The organism is Sphingomonas sp. BK235, from assembly GCF_004345855.1.
Taxonomy (GTDB): Bacteria; Pseudomonadota; Alphaproteobacteria; order Sphingomonadales; family Sphingomonadaceae; genus Sphingomonas.
Map to the genome: position 1 here is coordinate 18,076 of NZ_SLXN01000011.1, position 19,737 is coordinate 37,812.

Sequence of the window (19,737 nt, forward strand, 5' to 3'; positions counted from 1 at the left end):
TGGCCGGGGCCTTTTCGCCGGAGAGCCTCCCCATGAAGACCCGTGCCGCCGTCGCGTTCGAGGCGAAGAAGCCGCTGGAGATCGTCGAGCTCGATCTGGAGGGGCCGAAGGCGGGCGAGGTGCTGGTGGAGATCATGGCGAGCGGCATCTGCCACACCGATGCGTACACGCTCGACGGGCTGGACAACGAGGGGCTATTCCCCAGCGTGCTGGGGCACGAGGGCGCGGGGATCGTGCGCGACATGGGGGCGGGCGTCACCAGCGTCGTGCCGGGCGACCACGTCATCCCGTTGTACACGCCCGAATGCCGCCAGTGTAAATCGTGCCTCAGCGGCAAGACCAACCTGTGTACCGCGATCCGCGCGACGCAGGGCAAGGGGTTGATGCCCGACGGCACGACGCGGTTCAGCTACAAGGGGCAGCCGATCTTCCATTACATGGGCTGTTCGACCTTTTCGAACTTCACCGTGCTGCCCGAGATCGCGGTCGCGAAGATCCGCGCCGACGCGCCGTTCAGGACCGCCTGCTACATCGGTTGCGGCGTCACCACGGGGGTAGGCGCGGTGGTGAACACCGCGAAGGTTCAGGTGGGCGAGAGCGTCGTGGTCTTCGGCCTGGGTGGCATCGGGCTGAACGTGATCCAGGGCGCGAAGCTGGCCGGCGCCGCGGTGATCGTCGGCGTTGACATCAACCCCGACCGCGAGGAATGGGGCCGCCGGTTTGGCATGACGCATTTCCTCAACTCCAAGGGCTTGAGCCGCGAGGAGACGATCGCTGCGGTGCTGGCGGTGACCGACGGCGGCGCCGACTACAGCTTCGACGCGACCGGCAATACGGAGGTGATGCGCACGGCGCTGGAGGCGTGTCATCGCGGCTGGGGCGAGTCGATCGTCATCGGCGTGGCCGAGGCGGGCAAGGAGATCGCGACCCGGCCGTTCCAGCTCGTCACCGGTCGGGTATGGAAGGGAACCGCGTTCGGCGGCGCGCGAGGGCGCACCGACGTGCCGAAGATCGTCGACTGGTACATGAACGGCCGTGTCGCGATCGATCCGATGATCACCCACACGCTGACCCTGGACGAGATCAACACCGGGTTTGACCTGATGCACCGCGGCGAGAGCATCCGGTCGGTCGTCCTCTACTGATGGCCGCAGCGGCCTTCCAGCCATACCGCCTGCATCATCGACTTATACGGCGACACGGTGCGGTGCGATCGTGATCGTGCGGCGAGACCGAAGGTCGACGGGTCGCCAAGGGGGAAGTTCGCATGCCTGCTCTCGACGTCAGCCGCCGCGGGTTCCTGGCCGGTGCCGCGGCGGCGCCGGCCGCGGCATCGCTCGCGGCACCGGCCCAACGCCGCGGCGGCGAAGGTGAGGGTGGTGGCTGGGACGCGATCATCGTCGGTGCCGGGGTCTTCGGCGCCTGGACGGCGTGGCAGCTCCAGGCGTCGGGCGCGCGCGTGCTGCTTGTCGACGCTTGGGCGCCGGCGCATGCGCAATCGTCGTCGGGCGGCGAGACGCGGCTGATCCGTACCGAATACCGCGCCGACCCGCTCTACACGCGCTGGGCGTGGGAATCGCTGGCCGAGTGGAAGGCGCTGTCGGCGCGGCACGAGGGATCGCTGTTCCACGAAACGGGCGCGCTCTACATCTATCCCAGGGGCGATCCGGTGATCGGGCGCAGCGTCGCGCTCCAGCGCTCGCTGGGCATCCCGATCGACACGCTCTCACAGGCGCAGCTGTCGCGGCGCTGGCCGCAGATGAACTTCGACGGGATCGCGGTGGGCGTGCTGCAACCCACCATGGGTGCGCTGATGGCGCGCCGGTCGGTGCAGATGCTCGTCCACGACTTCGTTGCGCGCGGCGGCAGCTATCGCGAGGTCGCGGTAGCGCCGCCGGCGGTGCGCGGCCGGCTCGACGCGGTGTCGTCGCGGCAGGGGGAGCGGCTGGCCGCCGACCGCTTCGTCTTCGCGTGCGGACCCTGGCTGCCCAAGCTGTTCCCGACGGTGGTCGGCGCGCGCATCGTGCCGATCCGCAAGGAAGTGTTCTTCTTCGTGCCCGAGCGCGGCGACGAACGCTTCGCCGCGCCACAGATGCCCGCCTTCGTCGATGTCAGCAGCAACGACCTGCACTACGGCTTCCCCGACATCGAGGCGCGCGGGTTCAAGGTGGCGCTCGACCTCAGCGGACCGGTGATTGACCCCGACACCGCCGACCGCCGCGTCACTGACCAGGGGCTGGCCGACGTGCGCGGCTACCTTCGGCGGCGCTTCCCGGACCTGGCCGACCGTCCGCTCGCGGAGGCGCGCGTCTGCCAATATGAAAACACCGACAACGGCAACCTCATCATCGATCGGCATCCCGACGCGCCCAACGTGTGGATCGCGGGCGGTGGCAGCGGCCACGGTTTCAAGCACGGCCCGTCGCTCGGCCGCTATCTCGCCGCGTTGATGGCCGGCGGGGGCAAGGCGGAGGATCGCTTCTTGCTCGCCTCCCACCGCCCGCACGCGGGCGAGGGCGAGATCCGGCAGCGGGCCGACTGAGCGGAGGCGCGGCGGGCGATGACGGACGCGACGAAGGAGCAGGCATGACCGTGACGACCAGCCGCCGCGCGATGATGCTCGGGCTCGGCGCGATGCCGCTCCTTGCCGCTGCCCCACTGCCGCCGGAAGCGCGGACGATCCTGTTGCGCAACGCGCAGGTCTTCGACGGCACCGGGAGCACGCGCGTGCCGCGCAACGTTCGGATCACCGGCGACCGGATCAACGCGATCGCCACTGGGGACATCCCGGCGGAGGCTGACGCGACGGTGATCGACTGCGCCGGCCAGACGCTGATGCCGGGCCTGACCGACGCCCATTGGCACATGTCGGCGGTACAGGGCGTGCCCTGGATGGGGGCCGGCGATGCGGTGGCGATGGCGCTGGTCTTCAGGGACGCCGAACGCCAGCTGCTGCGTGGCTTCACCACGGTGCGCGACACCGCCGGATCGGTGTTCGGGATCAAGGCCGCGATCGATCGCGGGCTGATGCCCGGACCGCGCTGCTATCCCAGCGGCGCCGCGATCTCGCAGACCTCGGGCCACGGCGATCCGTCCCCGGCCGACATCGTGCCGCCGGCACTGGGCGGGACGGCGGGCGGCTATCAGGCGGACGGCCTCACCGCGGTCGCCGACGGCGTTCCCGCGGTGCTCGCCGCGACGCGCTGGCAGCTGAAGCGCGGGGCGAGCCAGGTCAAGATCATGGCGGGCGGCGGCGTCACCAGCGCGCACGACCCGATCGACGTGGTGCAATACACGCCCGAGGAGATGCGCGCGATCGTCGCCGCGGCGACCGACTGGGGCACCTATGCCTGCGCCCATGCGTACAGCGCCGCCGCGGTGCGGCGCTGCCTGGAGGCGGGCGTGCTCTCGATCGAGCACGGCCATTCGATCGACGATGCGGCGGCCGCGCTGATGGCCGAGAAGGGGGCGTGGCTCTCCACCCAGCCGTTCGAGAGTGGCGACAACGTGCTGACCGCCGAGCAGCAGGCGAAGGCGAGCGAGTCGATCAGCGCCGGCGGCTGGCAGGTCAGCGTGCGGCTGGCCAAGAAGCACGGGGTGCGGGTGGCGTTCGGCACCGACCTGTTCTCCCGCACCGCGACCTCGCGCACCGAGAACACCATGCTGCCGCGACTAGGCACGATCTTCTCGAACGCGGAGGTGCTGCGGATCGCGACGTCGGGCAATTGCGCGTTGTTCGCGCGCAGCGGCAGGCGCGATCCGTATCGCGCGGCACGGCTGGGCGTGGTCGCGGAAGGCGCCTGGGCGGACCTGCTACTGGTGCGCGGCAATCCGCTCGACGACCTGCGCGTGCTGGAGGATTACGAGCGCAACCTGCTGGTCATCGTCAAGGACGGCGTCGTCCACAAGAACCTGCTGCCCGGCTGACCGCATCGCGCGCCGCCGATGCGCGTGCGATGCGGTGGGCGGTCATGCAGCGTAGCGTTCGCGCCCGCCCACCCATGTCGCCCGTATCCGCGCATGCTGGATGTCATCGGCGGGGATGCGGGTGAGGTCGCGGTCGATCACCGTCAGGTCGGCGAGGAAGCCGGTCGCGACCTTGCCGGTGTCGTTTTCCTGGAACCCGGCATAGGCGTTGGCGACGGTATAGGCGGTCAGCGCCTGATCCACCGTCACCTTCTCGTCCGGCAGCCATCCCTGTGGATTGGCGCCGTCGATCGTCTCGCGCGTCACCGCGCCGTGGATGCCGGCGATCGGATCGAGCGGCGCGACCGGCCAGTCCGAGCCGAAGGTAACATGGGCACCGCTGCGGATCAGCGACCCGAAGGCATAGGTGCCCGCCAGCCGCGCCGCGCCAATCCGCTTCACCGCCCAGCGGCCGTCGTCGATGGCGTGGTAGGGCTGGACGGAAGCGATGACGTTCTGCCGCCGGAAACGCGGGATCGCGGCGGGGCGGACGTGCTGCGCATGCTCGATGCGGAAGCGGCGATCGCGCCGGCCGTTGGTGGCGACGGTATGCTGAAAGACGTCGAGCACGTCGTCGTTGGCGAGGTCGCCGATCGCGTGGACCGCCACCTGCAGCTTCGCCGCATCCGCGTCGCGCACGTAGTCGCGCAGTTCGTCGAGCGACAGGATGCGCACGCCGCTGGTGCCCGGCGCGTCGGTGTAGGGCGCGTGGAACAGGGCGGTGCGCGAGCCGAGCGAGCCGTCCGCCAGCCCCTTCACGCCGCCCCAGCGCACCCATTCGTCGCCGCGCCCCTCCTGCGCCACCGTGTCGGCGATGCGGCGCCAGTCCGGCAACGGCACCATCGAGTAGAAGCGCATGCCGAGTTCGCGCGCGATCGGCGCGCGGCGCAGCGCCTCGTGCGCGCGCCAGTCGATCTCCGGGATATGCACCTGCGCGACGCCATGCGCATGCCCCAAAGCGATCGCCTGCCGCATCGCGGCATCGTCCTGCGCCGCCGTCGGGCGCGGGATGATGCGCAGCACCAAGTCCTTGGCATTGTCCTTCAGGATGCCGGTGGACTCGCCATCCGCATCGCGCACGATCACGCCGCCGGCGGGATCGGGCGTGTTGCGGTCGATCCCCGCGGCGCGCAGCGCGACCGTGTTGAGCAGCAGCATGTGCAAGTCGGTCCGCGGCACTGCCACCGGCGTGTCGGGCGTGACCGCATCGATCCATGCGCGGGTCGGCAGCGCGCCACCCATCCGCTCCTCGTCCCAGCTTTGCCCGGTGATCCATTGTCCGGGATTGGCGCGCGCGGCCTTGCCGATCAGCGCCGCGAACTCGGTCCGGTTGCGCGCCTGGAGCAGGTCGGGCTGCGCGAGCGCCAGCGCGCCTTTCAGGAAGTGGACGTGGTTGTCGATGAAGCCGGGGACGACGAACGCGCCGTCGAGCCGCACGACCCGCGTCTGCGCGGTGGTGCGCGCGCGGACCGCGCCCGCACCGATGCAGGCGATGCGATCGCCGACGATGCCGATCGCGTCGGTGCGCGGCGCGCGCGGATCACCGGTCCACACGGTGCCGCCGACCAGCGCCACGTCAAGCGGGGCGGTCGCTGCCCAGGCGCGCCCGGTGGCCGCCAGCATCAGCCCGCCGGCCATCACCTCGCGACGACGGATCAGCATAGTCCACTCTCCTCCAGGGCCGGGGCGGGCGTGACGACGATCCCGCGCGCGATCAGTGACTCGATGGCATCGTCGGCCAGCCCGGCGTCGGCCAGGACTTGGCGGCTGTCGTGCCCGAGCGCGGGTGGCGGCGTGTCGGGCTCGACGGGCAGGCCGCCGAAGCGGACCGGCTGCGGCACCTTTCGCACGATATCGTCCGGGTAGGTCGGGTCGACCCCGAAGAAATCGACATCGGCCAGATGCGCGTCGTCGAGCAGGTCGGACAGGCGGTTCACCTCCGAACACGGAATGTCGCGTGCGCGCAGGGCGGCCAGCCACGCCGCCGTGCTACGCGCCGGCATCGCCGCGGCGACAATCGCGTACAGCTCGTCCAGCCGCGCCTGCCGCATCGCCGCGTCGGCGAACCACGGTTGCGTGGCCACGTCGTTGCGGCCGATCTCGTTCAGGAAACGGCGCCATTGCGCCCCGGTATAGGGCAGCACCGCGATCCAGGCGTCGGCGGTGCGGAACGGGCGTCGGTCCTCCGACAGCATGCGCGGATAGTGCAGATCGCCGTCGGTCCGGAACGTCGCCGCCGCGAGATGTTCGTTCAGCAGGAATGCGGCCATCGCCTCGAACATCGGCACCTCGATATCGACCGCGCCGGCGGTTCCGCGCCCGCGCGCCACCAGCGCGGCCAGAATGGCGTAGACGACGTGCAGCGCGGCGACCTTGTCAGCCAGGATGGTCGGCACGAAGCGCGGCTCGGCCTCGCCCGAGCCCGACGGCGTCTCCATCGCCAGTCCCGCCAGCCCGCTCGCGGCCTGGATGATGTCGTCGAACGCCGGGCGCTCGCGATAGCGCCCGCCGCTGCCGAAGCCTGCCGCAGCGCAATAGATGATGTTCGCATTCGCCGCGCGCGCATCCGCGAACGACAGCCGGAGGCGCGCGGCGGCGTCGGCGCGGATGTTGTGCAGCAGCACGTCGGCGCCGGCGATCATACGCATCAGCGCCGCATGTCCCTCCTCGCTCTTCAGGTCGATCGCCAAGGCGCGCTTGTTGCGATTGTTGTTGACGAACAGCGCGCCGGCGCCCGCGCCCTGCGGATACGAAGCGCGCGCCACGTCACCGGTCAGCGGTTCCACCTTGATGACGTCCGCGCCCAGATCCGCGAGGATCTGCCCGGCGTAGGGCCCGAGCACGACGGCGCCGATCTCGATGATCCGGACGCCCTTTAGCAGCGGGATCATGTCCGACCGCTGCCCCTTCGACCGCTACCTGTCACGTCACGCCTCCTCCCGCCCCGGCCATCCTTTCGGGCATGGCGGGCACACTTCAATACCATTCCCGGTATAAAATGATGCGTTGCGCCGATGATGAAGCGCGAGACGGGGCAAGTTATCGCCATATAGCCGGCGCGTTATATGTGATCCGCACACCAGCTGATAGCCTCCAGCTACCCGGTCGAAAAACAAGACTACCCCGTCGATCAGACGATTTACCCGGTGGCGACAACAAACATCCGGCCGGTTTCCGCAGAAAGGAATCTCTCGAAGCGACGATGCTTTGCGAAGAAGAGGGGGCTGTGATGAATACAGGTGATGGAATGGCCATGTCCGTGCTTGGCCGTAACCCGGTGCGACACCGGTTCCGCGGATATCATCTTCGGGGCTGCCTCGCGGGGGTCGCCTGGCTGTCGCTGATGGCCGCCTCGTCCGGTGCGGCGGCGCAGGAAACCCCGGCGGACTCGACCGCGGCGACCGCCGGCCCGCCCGTCGCGACGGCCGAGGACACCGGCACCGCGCCGGGCGATATCGTCGTCACCGCCACCCGGCAGGTGAGCACCGTCAACAAGGTACCGCTCAGCATCGCTGCGTTCGACCAGAAGGCGCTGGACGCGCGCGGCGCGCGGCAGGTGGACGACGTGCTCCGCTTCACACCGGGGGTGCAGTTCCGCCGCGACATCAGCGGCGTGTCGCAGATCTCGATCCGCGGCATCCAGTCGCCGAGCGGTGCGGCCACCACCGGCGTCTACATCGACGACACGCCGATCGCCGCGCGCTCGATCGGCTTCTCGCCCACCACCATCTACCCGGCGGTGTTCGACCTGGAGCGCGTGGAGGTACTGCGCGGGCCGCAAGGGACGCTGTTCGGCGCCGGGTCGGCGGGCGGCACCGTCCGCTTCATCACCCCGCAGCCCAGCCTGACCGCGACGAGCGTCTATGGGCGCGCCGAGGTGGCGACGACCAAGAGCGGCGACCCGTCGTTCGAGGTCGGGGTCGCGGTCGGCACGCCGATTATCGCCGATCGCATCGGCATCCGCCTGTCGGCATGGCAGCGCCGCGACGGCGGCTATGTCGACCACGTCCAGCGCACCACCGGGCAGCTGCGCGACAAGAACTCCGATTGGCAGGACACCACCGCACTGCGTGCCGCGCTGTCGCTCGTGCCGGTCGAGCGGCTGACCCTCACGCCGTCGATCTATTATCAACGCACCTACCAGAACGACCAGCAGGCCTATACCGAGTATGTGTCCGATCCGAAGGACGGCGTGTTCATCAACAATTCCAACGCCAATGCGCCGTTTCGCGCCACCATCCGATTGCCTGCGCTGAACGCGGTCTATGACGCCGGGCCGTTGAGCATCACCGCCAACACGTCCTATTACCACCAGACCAACAACATTCAGCGCGACTATTCGGACTTCCTGCCGACGCTGCTCGGTTCGCGCACCACGCCGGAGCGCGGCATTCCCGGCTATCCGGAATATACCAACCAGACGATCTTCACCAACGAGCAGAAGGTGTGGAGCAACGAGCTGCGCATCGCGTCGCAGGATCCGGGCTGGATCACCTGGGTTGTCGGCGCCTTCTACCAGAAGCAGGACCAGACCGCGCAGCAGTTCCTGCCCGAACGCAGCGCGGCCGACTTCCGCCGCTTCGTCGAGGGGGTGACCGGGCGCCGGCTGGAGGCCGTGTTCCCGGTGACCTCCGCGCTGGTGGACGGGCAGTTCTCCACCCGCAACACGCTGCTGTCGAAGGAAAGCCAGGTGGCGGGCTTCGGCGAGGCGACGGTCACGCCGATCGAGCACGTCAAGGTGATCCTGGGCGCACGTTATTCGCACACCAAGTTCGACTTCCGGCAGATCGCCGAGGGGCCGTACACCGGCGTCCTGCGCCGCGAGAGCGGCGGCGTGCAGGAAGAAAGCCCGTTCACGCCCAAGGTCGGGCTGGAATATGAGTTCAACGGCTCCAACCGGCTGTACCTGACCGCGGCGAAGGGTTTCCGCGCCGGCGGGGCCAATGCCGCGCTGACCGATCGCTGCAACGTGGACCTAGCCGCGATCGGCTATTCGGCGTCGCCCGAGACCTTCGACAGCGACACGGTGTGGAGCTACGAGCTCGGGTCGAAGAACAGGCTGTTCGGCAACAAGCTGAGCGTCAATGCCAGCGTGTAGAAGATCGACTGGAGCAACATCCAGCAAACGGTGCAGCTGCGCGGCTGCGGCAGCAGCTTCGTCGCCAACGTCGGCGAGGCGACCAGCCGGGGCTTCGACGTGGATGCGGAGATCCGGCCGATGCAAGGCCTGCTGTTCCAGCTCGCGGTCGGGTACAACAAGTCGACCTATGACGAGACGCTGCTGTCCTCGCCCAACGCGGCGGGCGTCCGCGCGGTGATCGTCAACAAAGGCAATTCGGTCGGCACCGCCGGCATCAGCCCGTGGCAGGTCGCGGCGGCGGTGCAATATGACGCGCCGGTCAACAGCGACATCGACGGATATGCGCGCGTCGACTATCAGTACAGCGCGCGCGAGACGAACCCGATCGCGTTGCGCGATCCGGTGACCAGCTCCTATTCGCCGTCCGCCATCCCGCTGCCGACGCAGAACTACGTCACAATGCGGGCGGGCGTGCGAACCGGCGATATCGACGTGTCGCTGTTCATCAACAACCTGCTGGACGAGGCGCCGGCGATCGCGCGGCTGAACTACGGCTATACCAACAACCTGATCCATCAGACGCGGACGCTGCGACCGCGGACGGTGGGCCTGACGCTCAGCTATCGTCGCTGATCGCCACCGCCGGCGTCTCCCGCTCCACGGCGGCGCCGGCCATGGGAGGGAAGGCCGATGCCCGGACAAGTTCTGCGATGGGGCGCCGCTTTGCTGGCGGCACTTGGCGCCGGCGCCGCCGCGCCGGAGGCGTCGGCACCGAACCCGCTGGTCGGCACCTGGATTCTCGACCGGCTGACCGACACGCCGGACGGCGGCCCGGTCCTGATGCCGTTCGGGTCACGCCCGGTCGGCCAGTTCGTCTTCACCGCCAACGGCCATTTCGCGTTCGGCATGATGCGCCGGCCGGCAGTCGACGACGTGGCGACGGCGGGGCCGTATCGCGACATCGTGCCGAACTGGTATCTCTCGTATTTCGGCCGCTACCGCTACGATCCCGGCGGGCCGCGCTGGATCGCCGAGGTGCAGGGCGGCAACGTTCCCGCCTATGTCGGCACCGTGCAGCGCCGCGACTTCGCGATCCGCGGGTCCACGCTCCGGGTATGGGCGCGCTACACGGTCGCGGGCCGGACGTTCACCGCGGTACGGACGCTGCACCGGGCGCAGTAGCCGCGCGCTACGGCAGCGGCGGCGCTGCCGTCGATGGTTTCACGGTGACGTCGGCGGGCTTGGGCGCGCGCTTGATCGGATAGGCTTCCGCTCCGCGCTTGATGTAGGTCAGGAACACGCGCAGGTTCTCGCTGGCATGGGTGTTCTCGATCCCGTGGTGGACCTCCAGCGGTGTGTGGACATGATCCCCGGCGGTGATGGGCACGACCTTGCCGTCGATCTCCATCTGCCCGGTGCCGCTGATGATGTAGTAAAATTCGTCGAACGAGCCTTCGTTGTTGCGATTGTCGAGGTAATGGACGTGCCCGCCCTCGCTGGCTCCGGGTTCGAGGTCGTAGACGAGGAAATAGGTCGGCGCGGCGGCATAGTTGAAGCGGAAGAACTTAATCCTCCCCTTGCCCTTGCCCTCATGGATGCCGACTACCTCGATCTGTTCGTTGGTCTCCGAATCCTTGACGAAGGTCGCGACCTTCTCCGGGGTCAGCACATCCGCGGCCATCGCCTTCTGGCTGAGCATCGCCAGGCAGATGCCGGTCGCGGTCAGTGCACCGCGGCGGGTGACCTCCGGGGCCGGCTCGTCGTCGGATCGCCCGTTCGCCATCTCGATCTCTCCTGGCGGCTCACGGCGCCGCGCGACACGGATCGGGCGCGATGCCATCGTGCGCCCAGGCCCGGACCCGATCATCATGGAGCGGCCGCGACGCGCGATGCAATGTCGCCGCATGCATAAAGCGATACCGTGCGGGGTGTCCGCAACGGTTGTGCCGTCGGGCCGGCTCAGCCCTGCGCGTCGCGCAACGTCTCCATCACCACGAAGGTGGAGGTGCTGGCGACGTGCGGCAGGCTGGAGATCTTCTCGCCCAGCACCGCGCGGTAGCGGCGGATGTCGGACGTCCGCACCTTCAGCAGGTAATCGAAGGACGCGGCCAGCATATGGCATTCCTCGACCTCCGCGATCTGCAGCACCGCTTGGCGGAACGCGTCCAGCGCCGCCTCGCGCGTGTCGGACAGCTTTACTTCGGTGAAGGCGACATAGTCCAGGCCAAGCGCCACCGGATCGATCGACGCATGGAAGCCGCGGATGACGCCGCGCTCCACCAGTCGCTTCAGCCGCGTCTGGCACGGGCTTTTCGACAGGCCGACCCGCTGCGACAGTTCGCTGATCGGCATTCGGCCGTCCTCGCGCAGCGCCTGCATGATGCGCCTGTCGATCGCGTCGATATCGTCGTGCAACCGGCCTTCCTTGCTCATCCGTACTGCCTAGCCGCTTATTTTCGATCCGATCAAACCGCATGGCTGCGGTTTTCGGAACGTGGCTCCGTTAGCCGCTTTGCTAATAGGGGCCAAGCCAGCGAGGAGCCGCCCGCCATGTCGTCCGCACCACTGCCGTTCGCCGCCTTTGCACCGCCGATAGCCGCGCCTCGTCCCTCGCGCTTGGCGATCACCGCCGCGACCCGCCTGCCGGAGCGGACGTGCCTGCCGCCGCTGCTGGACGCGGCGACGCTGCCCGCCGACACCGCGCGAGCGGTACGGGATACCGCGACGGTGCTGGTCGAGACGCTGCGCGCGCGCGGGCCGGAGGACGGCATCGCGGCGTTGGTGCGCGAATATGCGCTGTCGAGCGACGAGGGCGTGGCGCTGATGTGCCTTGCCGAAGCGCTGCTCCGCATCCCCGATGCCGCAACGCGCGACGCGCTGATCCGCGACAAGATCGCGCCGGGCGACTGGCGTGCGCATGTCGGCGACGGCCGCTCGCTGTTCGTCAACGCCGCGACCTGGGGGCTGGCGGTCACCGGGAGGCTGAGCGCGGTGACCGACCAGCGCGGGCTGGGGGCGGCGCTGACCCGCGTGGTGGCGCGTGCCGGCGCGCCGGTGATCCGCCGCGGCATCGACACCGCGATGCGGATGATGGGCGAGCGCTTCGTGACCGGAGAAACGATCGCGGAGGCGCTGCAACGCGCGCGGCCGCTGGAGGCGCGCGGCTTCCGCTACAGCTACGACATGCTGGGGGAGGCGGCGACGACCGCCGACGATGCGGCGCGCTACTTCGCCGACTATACCGCCGCAATCCAGGCGATCGGCCGCGCGGCGGATGGGCGCGGGCCGTACGAGGGGCCGGGCATTTCGATCAAGCTGTCGGCGCTCCACCCCCGCTATGCCCGCAGCCAGGCCGAGCGGGTGATGGCGGAGTTGCTGCCGCGGGTGAAGAGCCTCGCCGTTCTCGCCAAGCGCTTCGACATAGGGCTCAACATCGACGCGGAGGAGGCCAATCGCCTCGAACTCTCGCTCGACCTGCTGGAGGCGCTGGCCCGCGATACCGAGCTTGCCGGGTGGGACGGCCTCGGCTTCGTGGTGCAGGCTTACGGACGGCGCTGCCCTATGGTGATCGACTGGATCGTCGACCTCGCGCGCGACAGCGGGCGGCGCATCATGGTACGGCTGGTCAAGGGCGCCTATTGGGACGCCGAGATCAAGCGCGCGCAGGTCGACGGGCAGGCGGACTTCCCCGTCTACACGCGCAAGATCCACACCGACGTGGCCTATCTCGCCTGTGCCCGCCGCCTGCTCGTTGCGCGCGACCGGGTGTTCCCGCAGTTCGCGACTCACAATGCGCAGACGGTGGCCGCCATCTTCCACATGGCCGGCGGCACCGCCAGCGCGCAGGATTACGAGTTTCAGTGCCTGCACGGCATGGGCGAGCCGCTGTACGAGGCGGTGGTCGGCGCCGGCGGCCTGGATCGCCCGTGCCGCATCTACGCACCGGTCGGCACGCACGAGACGCTGCTCGCCTATCTGGTCCGCCGACTGCTGGAGAACGGCGCCAATTCGTCCTTCGTCAACCGCCTCGCGGACCCGGCGGTGCCGGTGTCCGATCTGGCCGCCGATCCGGTCGAGACGGTGCGCGCGATGCCCGATCCCGGGGCGCCGCACCCTGCGGTGCTGCTGCCGCGCGATCTCTACGGCGCGCGCAGCAATTCGGCCGGGCTTGACCTGGCGGACGAGGGCGTGCTGGCCGCGCTGGGCGAGGCGATGCGGGCGAGCGCGCGCGAACGGTGGCGCGCGGCGCCGACCGGCGGCGGACAGGCACGCGACGTGCCGAACCCGGCCGATCACCGCGACATCGTCGGCGTGGTGGAGGAGATCGCGCCCGCCCGCGCAGCGGCGCTGGCGACCGAAGCCACCGCCGCCGCCGCGCGATGGGCGGCGGTTCCGGTCGACGCGCGTGCCGCCTGCCTGGAGCGCGCGGCCGACCTGATGGAGGCGCGGACCCCGGCGCTGCTTGGCCTGATCGTGCGCGAGGCGGGCAAGTCGGTCGCCAACGCGAGCGCCGAGGTGCGCGAGGCGGTCGACTTCCTGCGCTATTACGCCGCGGAGGCGCGGCGCGTTCTCGGCCCCGATCACCGGCCGCTCGGCCCGATCACCTGCATCAGCCCGTGGAACTTCCCGCTGGCGATCTTCACCGGCCAGGTGGCGGCGGCGCTGGTCGCGGGCAATCCGGTGCTGGCCAAGCCGGCCGAGGAAACCCCGCTGATCGCCGCGCAGGGCGTCGCGATCCTCCACGAAGCGGGCGTGCCCGCCGACGTGCTGCATCTGGTGCCCGGCGATGGCGCGGTGGGTGCGGTGCTGGTTGCGGCGCCCGAGACCGCGGCGGTGATGTTCACCGGATCGACCGAAGTCGCGCGGCTGATCCAGCGGCAACTCGCCGGCCGGCTGGGACCGGACGGCCGGCCGGTACCTCTAGTGGCCGAGACGGGCGGGCAGAATGCGATGGTGGTCGATTCTTCCGCGCTGGCCGAACAAGTCGTGGGTGATGTGATCGCGTCCGCCTTCGACAGTGCGGGGCAGCGGTGCTCGGCGCTGCGCGTGCTTTGCCTCCAGGAGGACATCGCCGACCGGCTGCTGGCGATGCTGAAGGGGGCGCTGGCGGAGCTGTCGGTCGGCAACACCGATCGCCTGCGCGTCGACATCGGCCCGGTGATCTCCGCGGAGGCGCGCGACGGGATCGAGCGGCACGTCGCGGCGATGCAGGCGCGGGGCCGGCCAGTCCACCGGCTGCCGCTGGCGCCAGACGCCGCGCACGGCACCTTCGTGGCGCCGACTATCGTGGAGCTGGACGGTATCGCCGATCTGGAGCGCGAGGTGTTCGGCCCGGTGCTGCACATCGTGCGCTATCGCCGGACCGACCTGCCGGCGCTGATCGACGCGATCAACGCGACCGGCTACGGCCTGACCTTCGGCCTGCACACCCGCCTCGACGAGACGGTCGCCACGGTGCTGCCGCGCGTCCATGCGGGCAATCTCTACGTCAATCGCAACGTCATCGGCGCGGTGGTGGGCGTGCAGCCGTTCGGCGGCCGCGGGCTGTCGGGCACCGGCCCCAAGGCGGGCGGGCCGCTCTATTTCGGGCGGCTGGTCGACGGGCCACCGCTGCCGGTCGCCGGGGCGAAGGCGGGCAGCGACCCGGCGCATGCGGCGTACCTTGCCTGGCTTGACCGTCGCGATCCCGCACTGGCCGCGACGATGCGAGCCGCCGCTGGCTGGGTGCCGTGCGCGGAAGACGTCGAGCTGACCGGGCCGGTCGGCGAGCGCAACCTCTATGGGCATCGGCCGCGCGGCCGCATCCTGCTGTTGCCGGAGACGGAAGCCGGCCTGCTGGAGCAGTTGAACGCGGTGCTGGCCACGGGCAATTGCGCGGCGATCAGCGCCGATCCGGCGTTGCGCCGCGCGCTGGACGACCTTCCGCCCGCCGTCGCCGCCCGGCTCGCCTGGGTCGATGCCCGGCAGGAGGGCGCATGCGCCGGCGCGCTGATCGAAGGGTCCGCCGAGCGTCGGCTCGCCGCGCTCGGCCGGATCGCCGCGCAGCCGGGCGCGATCCTGCTGCCGCAGGTCGCTCCCTATCGGCCGGACTGGCTGGTGGAGGAGGTGTCGACCTCGATCAACACGACAGCGGCGGGCGGCAATGCCAGCCTCATGACGCGCGTCTGACGATCCCGCTTGACTCCCAGTCCAGGCTGATGGACCAATCCGTCCCGATATAAAGATCGGAGTGGATGATGACGCAGGGTCGGTTTGACAGGCTGTTCATCGGCGGCGAGTGGGTGACGCCGCTGGATGGCGGCGTTCGCGGGTCGATCGATCCGTCGACGGGACAGCCGTGGACCGATGTGGCGTACGGCGGCGTCGCCGACATCGACCGCGCCGTCGCCGCGGCAGGGGCCGCGTTCGAGGGGCCGTGGCGGCGGATGCCGGGGTGGGAGCGCGCCGCGTTGTTGCGCCGCTTCGCCGACCTGTACGCCGCGCATGTCGAGGAGCTGGCGCAGGTCGAGTCGCGCGACAACGGCCGCGCGATCCGGGAATCGCGGCTCGATGTCGGGATGCACGCGCAATATTATCACTGGTTTGCGAGCCTCGCCGACAAGCTGGACGGGCGGACCATCCCGATGGACGCCAGCGTGCACGCCTTCACCAGCCGCGTGCCCGCCGGGGTGGTCGGCACGATCACGCCGTGGAACGTGCCCTTGATGGCGGCGGCGTGGAAGCTCGGGCCGGCGCTGGCGGCGGGCTGCACGGTGGTGCTGAAACCGGCGGAGCAGACGCCCGCGTCCAGCCTCGCGCTCGCCCGGCTGTTCGAGGAAGCTGGTTTCCCGCCCGGCGTCGTCAACGTCGTTCCCGGCGACGGGCCGACGGCGGGCGCGCACCTGGTCGCCCATCCCGATGTCGACAAGATCGCCTTCACCGGGGAGGGGGCAACCGCCAAGACGATCCTGAAGACCGGCGCCGACACGCTGAAGCGCTTTTCCTTCGAACTGGGCGGCAAGGCGCCGCACATCATCTTCGCCGACGCCGATGTCGACCAGGCACTCAACGCCGCGACCGGCTCCGCCTGGACGCTGTGCGGGCAGAGCTGCGCGCTTGGCAGCCGCGTGCTGGTCGAGCGGCCGGTCTACGACCGCGTCGTCGAGGAATTCCGTCGCCGTGCCGCGCGCGTCCGCGTCGGCATGCCGCTCGACCCGGCGACGCACATGGGGCCGCAGGCGCATGCCGAGCAGCTGGCCAAGACGCTGCGCTACATCGACATTGGCCGCGACGAGGGCGCGGAGCTGGTCACCGGCGGCGGGCGCGTCGACAACGACGGGCTGCGCGACGGCTATTTCGTCCAGCCGACCGCCTTTGCCGGCGTCCGCGCGGACATGCGGATCGCGCAGGAGGAAATCTTTGGACCCGTCGCCGCGCTGATCCCGTTCGACGGCGAGGAGGAGGCGATCGCGATCGCCAACGGCACGCCATATGGCCTCACCGCTGGGCTGTGGACCGGCGACGTCGGCCGCGCGCATCGCGTGGCGGCGCGGATCGAGGCCGGCATGGTGTGGGTCAACACCTATCGGTACATCCGCTGGTCGACCCCGTACGGCGGGATGAAGGCGAGCGGCTGGGGGCGCGAGAACGGGATCGAGGCGCTCGATTCCTATCTCGAGACCAAGACCACGGTGATCTCGACCACCGGCACCTTCCCCGACCCCTATCTGCAGTGAGGAGCAGCGCGATGCGTCTGGAGAATAAACTCGCGATCGTCACCGCCGCCGCGTCCGGCATGGGGCGCGCCGGCGTGGAGCGCTTCGTGCGCGAGGGCGCGCGGGTCGCCGCGATCGACATCTCGGCCGAGGCGCTCGACGCGCTGGTCGCCGCGTTCGGCGCCGACCGGGTGACCCCGGTGGTCGCCGACCTCGCGACCGAGGACGGCGCGCGCGACAGCATCGACCAGGCGGCTGCCGCGCTCGGCGGATGCGACATCCTGTGGGCGCATGCCGGGATGCCGGGGCCGGCGTCTGTCGAGGACCTCGACATGCCGGCCTATCACAAGGCGATCGCGCTGAACGTCACGTCCGCCGCGCTGGGTGCCGGCCGTGCGGCGCCGCACATGCGCGCGCGCGGCGGCGGCTCGATCATCTTCACCGCCTCCATCTCCGGACTGGTGGGATCGATGATGAGCCCGATCTACTCGGCGGCTAAATGGGGCGTCGTCGGCCTCGCCAAGTCGCTGGCGCTGGCGCTGGCGCCCGACAACATCCGCGTCAACGTGGTCTGCCCTGGGCTTGCCGACACGCCGATGAAGCTGGGGTTCACCGGGCGCAGCGGCGATCCCGCGGAGGCGGCCGCCAACGAGGCCAAGCTGGTCGCGGCGGTTCCGCTCGGCCGGCTGGTGAAACCGGGCGAGGTCGCCGACGCGGCGTTGTGGCTGGCGTCGGACGAGGCGAGCTTCGTCACCGGGGTCGCGCTGCCGATCGACGGCGGCTTCACCGCGCGCTGAGCGGGACCGTGGCCGACACCCTCGTCCGGCAGGCGGCCAACGTGCTCGACCTGCTCGAATATTTCGCTCGACGCGGTCGGCCGGCCGGTGCGGCGGAGATCGCCGAGGAGCTGGGCTGGCCACGGTCGAGCACGTTCAACCTCGTCGCGACGCTGGCGGCGCGCGGCTATCTGTACGAGGCGACACCGCGCGCGGGCCATTATCCGACGCCGCGCTGGCTGGCGATGGCGGAGGCGATCGCGGCGGCCGAGCCGCTGCCGGGCGAGGTGCAGCGGCTGGCGCGTACGCTGCTGGAGGAGACCGGCGAGACCACGGTGATCGCGGCGCCGGCGGGGACGCACGCGACCTTCGTCCATGTGGAGGAATCGCGCCGCCCGGTCCGCTTCTTCGCGCAGGTGGGCGACCGCGTGCCGATCCAGGCGAGTTCCGCCGGCCGCGCGCTGCTGGCGCAGATGCCGCCGGACGAGCGCGAGCGGCTGTATCGCCGGATCGACTTCCAGACATATTCGGCCACCAGCCCGGCCGATGCGGCGGCGGTGGAGGCCGAGCTGCACGCAGCGGAGGCGCGCGGCTATCACCAAAGCCATGCCGAATACACGCCGGACCTCGCGGGGGTCGCCTTGCCGCTGCCGGGCGCACGACGGCTGTCGGTGGTGGTGGTCGGCCCGGTGTCGCGCTGCCTGGACCGACGCGAGGCGACGGCGGCGACGATGCGGGGGAGGCTGGCGACGCTCGCGCGGGATTGAAGACAACGCAGATCGCGCGCGAACGCGGGACGGGAGGAGCAGGCCGATGACCGACGAGGCAGAAGCGGAGGCGCAGGGCAGCCTGGATCATGGGCCGATGCACCCGTTGCAGGTGTTCGTGGTGGCGCTGTGCATCGCGCTGAACGCGCTGGACGGCTTCGACGTGCTGTCGATCAGCTTCGCGGCACCCGGGATCGCCGCCGACTGGGGCGTCGACCGCGCGGTTCTTGGCGTGGTTCTGTCGATGGAGCTGCTCGGCATGTCGCTGGGATCGGTGCTGATCGGGAATGTCGCCGATCGTTTCGGCCGGCGCCCGACCATCCTCGGCTGCCTGGCGGTCATGGCGACGGGCATGTTCGCGGCGGCGTCGGCGGGGTCGGTGGCGGTGCTGTCGGCGACGCGGCTGCTGACCGGCATCGGCATCGGCGGGATGCTGTCGTCGACCAGCGCGATGGTAGCCGAGTTCTCGAGCACGCGCCGCCGCGGCCTTACGATGTCGCTGAACATCGCGGGCTATTCGGCCGGCGTGATCCTGGGCGGGACGATCGCGTCGACGCTCCTGGGGGGCAGCGGCAGCTGGCGCTTGGTGTTCCTGCTCGGCGGTACGGCGACGGTGGTGCTGCTGCCGGTTGCCACGTTGCTGCTGCCCGAATCGCCCGCGTCGCTGCTCGAGCGCCGTCCGCCCGGCGCGCTGGAGCGGGTGAACGCGCTGCTGCGGCGTCTGGGCCGTGCGCCGCTGGCGGCGCTGCCGCCGCAACCGATTGCCGCACCGCGCCCGTCGATCGCGAGCCTGTTCGCGCCCGCCTATCGCCGGGCGACGCTGTCGCTCACCGTCGCCTATTTCGCGCAGATCATGCTGTTCTACTTCCTCCAGAAATGGTTGCCGAAGATCGTCGTCGACATGGGGCATGCGCAGGCGGAGGCAGGCCGGGTCTTGGTGATGGCCAACGTCGGTACGATGTCCGGCGCGATCGCGATAGGGCTGGTGGCGCAGCGCTGGCCGGTGCGGCCCGCGGTGATCGGCGCGATGCTGGTCGGCTTCGTGCTGATCGGCATGTTCGGCATGGGCAGCGACGACCTGACGCAACTGGGCGTGACCGCGGCGGTGGCCGGTTTCTTCGTCAACGCCGGCGTGGTCGGGCTCTATCCGATCCTGGCCGAGACCTTTCCGGCAGCGTTGCGCGCGAGCGGCACCGGCTTCGTGATTGGCATCGGGCGCGGCGGATCGGCGCTGGGGCCGGTGATCGCGGGTGCGATGTTCTCCGCTGGGGCCGGGCTGTTCGCGGTGTCGCTGGCGATGGGCGCCGCAGCGCTGCTTGCCGCCGCCATGCTGGTGCTGCTGCGGCCGGCGGGCGACCGGTCGAGGAGCGCGGCCGCCTGACTACCCGGCAGGGCGTCGGTCCTACCCGCGACGGGGGTGGCGATCGGCGTTGCCATGTCGTTCACATCGCATC

Annotated in this window: 13 protein-coding genes and 1 pseudogene; 10 read left to right on the forward strand and 4 right to left on the reverse strand. The window is 70.2% G+C overall.

The genetic code is table 11. The features are described from left to right. Positions 1-32: 32 nt before the first annotated feature. The 3 genes from EV292_RS19735 to EV292_RS19745 all read left to right on the forward strand — a co-directional run bounded on the left by EV292_RS19735 (position 33) and on the right by EV292_RS19745 (position 3,927). Complete coding sequence (locus EV292_RS19735; protein WP_132910985.1) at positions 33-1,145, forward strand: S-(hydroxymethyl)glutathione dehydrogenase/class III alcohol dehydrogenase; 1,113 nt, start codon at positions 33-35, stop codon at positions 1,143-1,145. Between the two features lie 122 nt (positions 1,146-1,267). Beyond that, positions 1,268-2,542, forward strand: coding sequence for an FAD-dependent oxidoreductase (locus EV292_RS19740; RefSeq protein ID WP_132910986.1), 1,275 nt, complete (start codon positions 1,268-1,270; stop codon positions 2,540-2,542). Between the two features lie 44 nt (positions 2,543-2,586). Further along, positions 2,587-3,927: an amidohydrolase family protein gene (locus EV292_RS19745; RefSeq protein WP_207913493.1), complete on the forward strand. Its 1,341-nt coding sequence runs from the start codon at positions 2,587-2,589 to the stop codon at positions 3,925-3,927. A gap of 42 nt (positions 3,928-3,969) precedes the next feature. Here the strand turns inward: EV292_RS19745 and EV292_RS19750 are convergent, their stop codons facing one another. After that, on the reverse strand, positions 3,970-5,628 hold the full coding sequence (locus EV292_RS19750) for an amidohydrolase (RefSeq protein WP_132910987.1): 1,659 nt from the start codon (positions 5,626-5,628) through the stop codon (positions 3,970-3,972). Further along, complete coding sequence (locus EV292_RS19755) at positions 5,622-6,857, reverse strand: CoA transferase (protein WP_132910988.1); 1,236 nt, start codon at positions 6,855-6,857, stop codon at positions 5,622-5,624. Before EV292_RS19755 ends, EV292_RS19750 begins: the two co-directional genes overlap by 7 nt. Before the next feature lie 452 nt (positions 6,858-7,309). Here EV292_RS19755 and EV292_RS19760 point away from each other — a divergent pair. Continuing rightward, positions 7,310-9,679: pseudogene (locus EV292_RS19760) on the forward strand (TonB-dependent receptor). Between the two features lie 57 nt (positions 9,680-9,736). Beyond that, positions 9,737-10,228 carry a lipocalin-like domain-containing protein gene (locus tag EV292_RS19770; RefSeq protein ID WP_132910991.1) on the forward strand — a complete coding sequence of 164 codons (492 nt, stop codon included), beginning with the start codon at positions 9,737-9,739 and terminating at the stop codon, positions 10,226-10,228. Positions 10,229-10,235: 7 nt separating this feature from the next. Here EV292_RS19770 and EV292_RS19775 read toward each other — a convergent pair whose 3' ends face one another. Both EV292_RS19775 and EV292_RS19780 read right to left on the reverse strand, forming a co-directional pair. Beyond that, the gene (locus EV292_RS19775; RefSeq protein ID WP_165927202.1) at positions 10,236-10,829 is read right to left on the reverse strand and encodes a cupin domain-containing protein; all 594 of its coding nucleotides are present in this window, start codon (positions 10,827-10,829) and stop codon (positions 10,236-10,238) included. A 176-nt stretch (positions 10,830-11,005) separates the two neighbouring features. Beyond that, positions 11,006-11,479, reverse strand: coding sequence for an Lrp/AsnC family transcriptional regulator (locus EV292_RS19780; protein WP_132910993.1), 474 nt, complete (start codon positions 11,477-11,479; stop codon positions 11,006-11,008). 117 nt (positions 11,480-11,596) lie between these two features. On the opposite strand from EV292_RS19780, the gene putA reads away from it, so the two are divergent. The 5 genes from putA to EV292_RS19805 all read left to right on the forward strand — a co-directional run bounded on the left by putA (position 11,597) and on the right by EV292_RS19805 (position 19,664). Beyond that, a complete protein-coding gene (putA, locus tag EV292_RS19785) occupies positions 11,597-15,214 on the forward strand; it encodes a bifunctional proline dehydrogenase/L-glutamate gamma-semialdehyde dehydrogenase PutA (protein ID WP_132910994.1) in 3,618 nt (1,205 codons plus the stop codon). 68 nt (positions 15,215-15,282) lie between these two features. Continuing rightward, entirely contained in the window at positions 15,283-16,761 is a 1,479-nt protein-coding gene (locus tag EV292_RS19790; protein ID WP_132910995.1) for an aldehyde dehydrogenase, read from the forward strand. Between the two features lie 11 nt (positions 16,762-16,772). Continuing rightward, the gene (locus EV292_RS19795) at positions 16,773-17,537 is read left to right on the forward strand and encodes an SDR family NAD(P)-dependent oxidoreductase (RefSeq protein WP_132910996.1); all 765 of its coding nucleotides are present in this window, start codon (positions 16,773-16,775) and stop codon (positions 17,535-17,537) included. A gap of 8 nt (positions 17,538-17,545) precedes the next feature. Beyond that, the gene (locus tag EV292_RS19800) at positions 17,546-18,283 is read left to right on the forward strand and encodes an IclR family transcriptional regulator (protein ID WP_132910997.1); all 738 of its coding nucleotides are present in this window, start codon (positions 17,546-17,548) and stop codon (positions 18,281-18,283) included. A gap of 46 nt (positions 18,284-18,329) precedes the next feature. Then, positions 18,330-19,664, forward strand: a complete 1,335-nt coding sequence (locus tag EV292_RS19805) for an MFS transporter (RefSeq protein ID WP_132910998.1) — start codon at positions 18,330-18,332, stop codon at positions 19,662-19,664. Positions 19,665-19,737 lie beyond the last annotated feature (73 nt).

What these genes read in the sequence shown, in the direction of transcription:
- EV292_RS19750 (WP_132910987.1), bottom strand. Translation starts at nt 5,628, where the DNA reads ATGCTGATCCGTCGTCGCGAGGTGATGGCCGGCGGGCTGATGCTGGCG.
- EV292_RS19780 (WP_132910993.1), bottom strand. Translation starts at nt 11,479, where the DNA reads ATGAGCAAGGAAGGCCGGTTGCACGACGATATCGACGCGATCGACAGG.
- putA (WP_132910994.1), top strand. Translation starts at nt 11,597, where the DNA reads ATGTCGTCCGCACCACTGCCGTTCGCCGCCTTTGCACCGCCGATAGCC.
- EV292_RS19755 (WP_132910988.1), bottom strand. Translation starts at nt 6,857, where the DNA reads ATGATCCCGCTGCTAAAGGGCGTCCGGATCATCGAGATCGGCGCCGTC.
- EV292_RS19735 (WP_132910985.1), top strand. Translation starts at nt 33, where the DNA reads ATGAAGACCCGTGCCGCCGTCGCGTTCGAGGCGAAGAAGCCGCTGGAG.
- EV292_RS19790 (WP_132910995.1), top strand. Translation starts at nt 15,283, where the DNA reads ATGACGCAGGGTCGGTTTGACAGGCTGTTCATCGGCGGCGAGTGGGTG.
- EV292_RS19740 (WP_132910986.1), top strand. Translation starts at nt 1,268, where the DNA reads ATGCCTGCTCTCGACGTCAGCCGCCGCGGGTTCCTGGCCGGTGCCGCG.
- EV292_RS19775 (WP_165927202.1), bottom strand. Translation starts at nt 10,829, where the DNA reads ATGGCGAACGGGCGATCCGACGACGAGCCGGCCCCGGAGGTCACCCGC.
- EV292_RS19745 (WP_207913493.1), top strand. Translation starts at nt 2,587, where the DNA reads ATGACCGTGACGACCAGCCGCCGCGCGATGATGCTCGGGCTCGGCGCG.
- EV292_RS19805 (WP_132910998.1), top strand. Translation starts at nt 18,330, where the DNA reads ATGACCGACGAGGCAGAAGCGGAGGCGCAGGGCAGCCTGGATCATGGG.
- EV292_RS19795 (WP_132910996.1), top strand. Translation starts at nt 16,773, where the DNA reads ATGCGTCTGGAGAATAAACTCGCGATCGTCACCGCCGCCGCGTCCGGC.
- EV292_RS19770 (WP_132910991.1), top strand. Translation starts at nt 9,737, where the DNA reads ATGCCCGGACAAGTTCTGCGATGGGGCGCCGCTTTGCTGGCGGCACTT.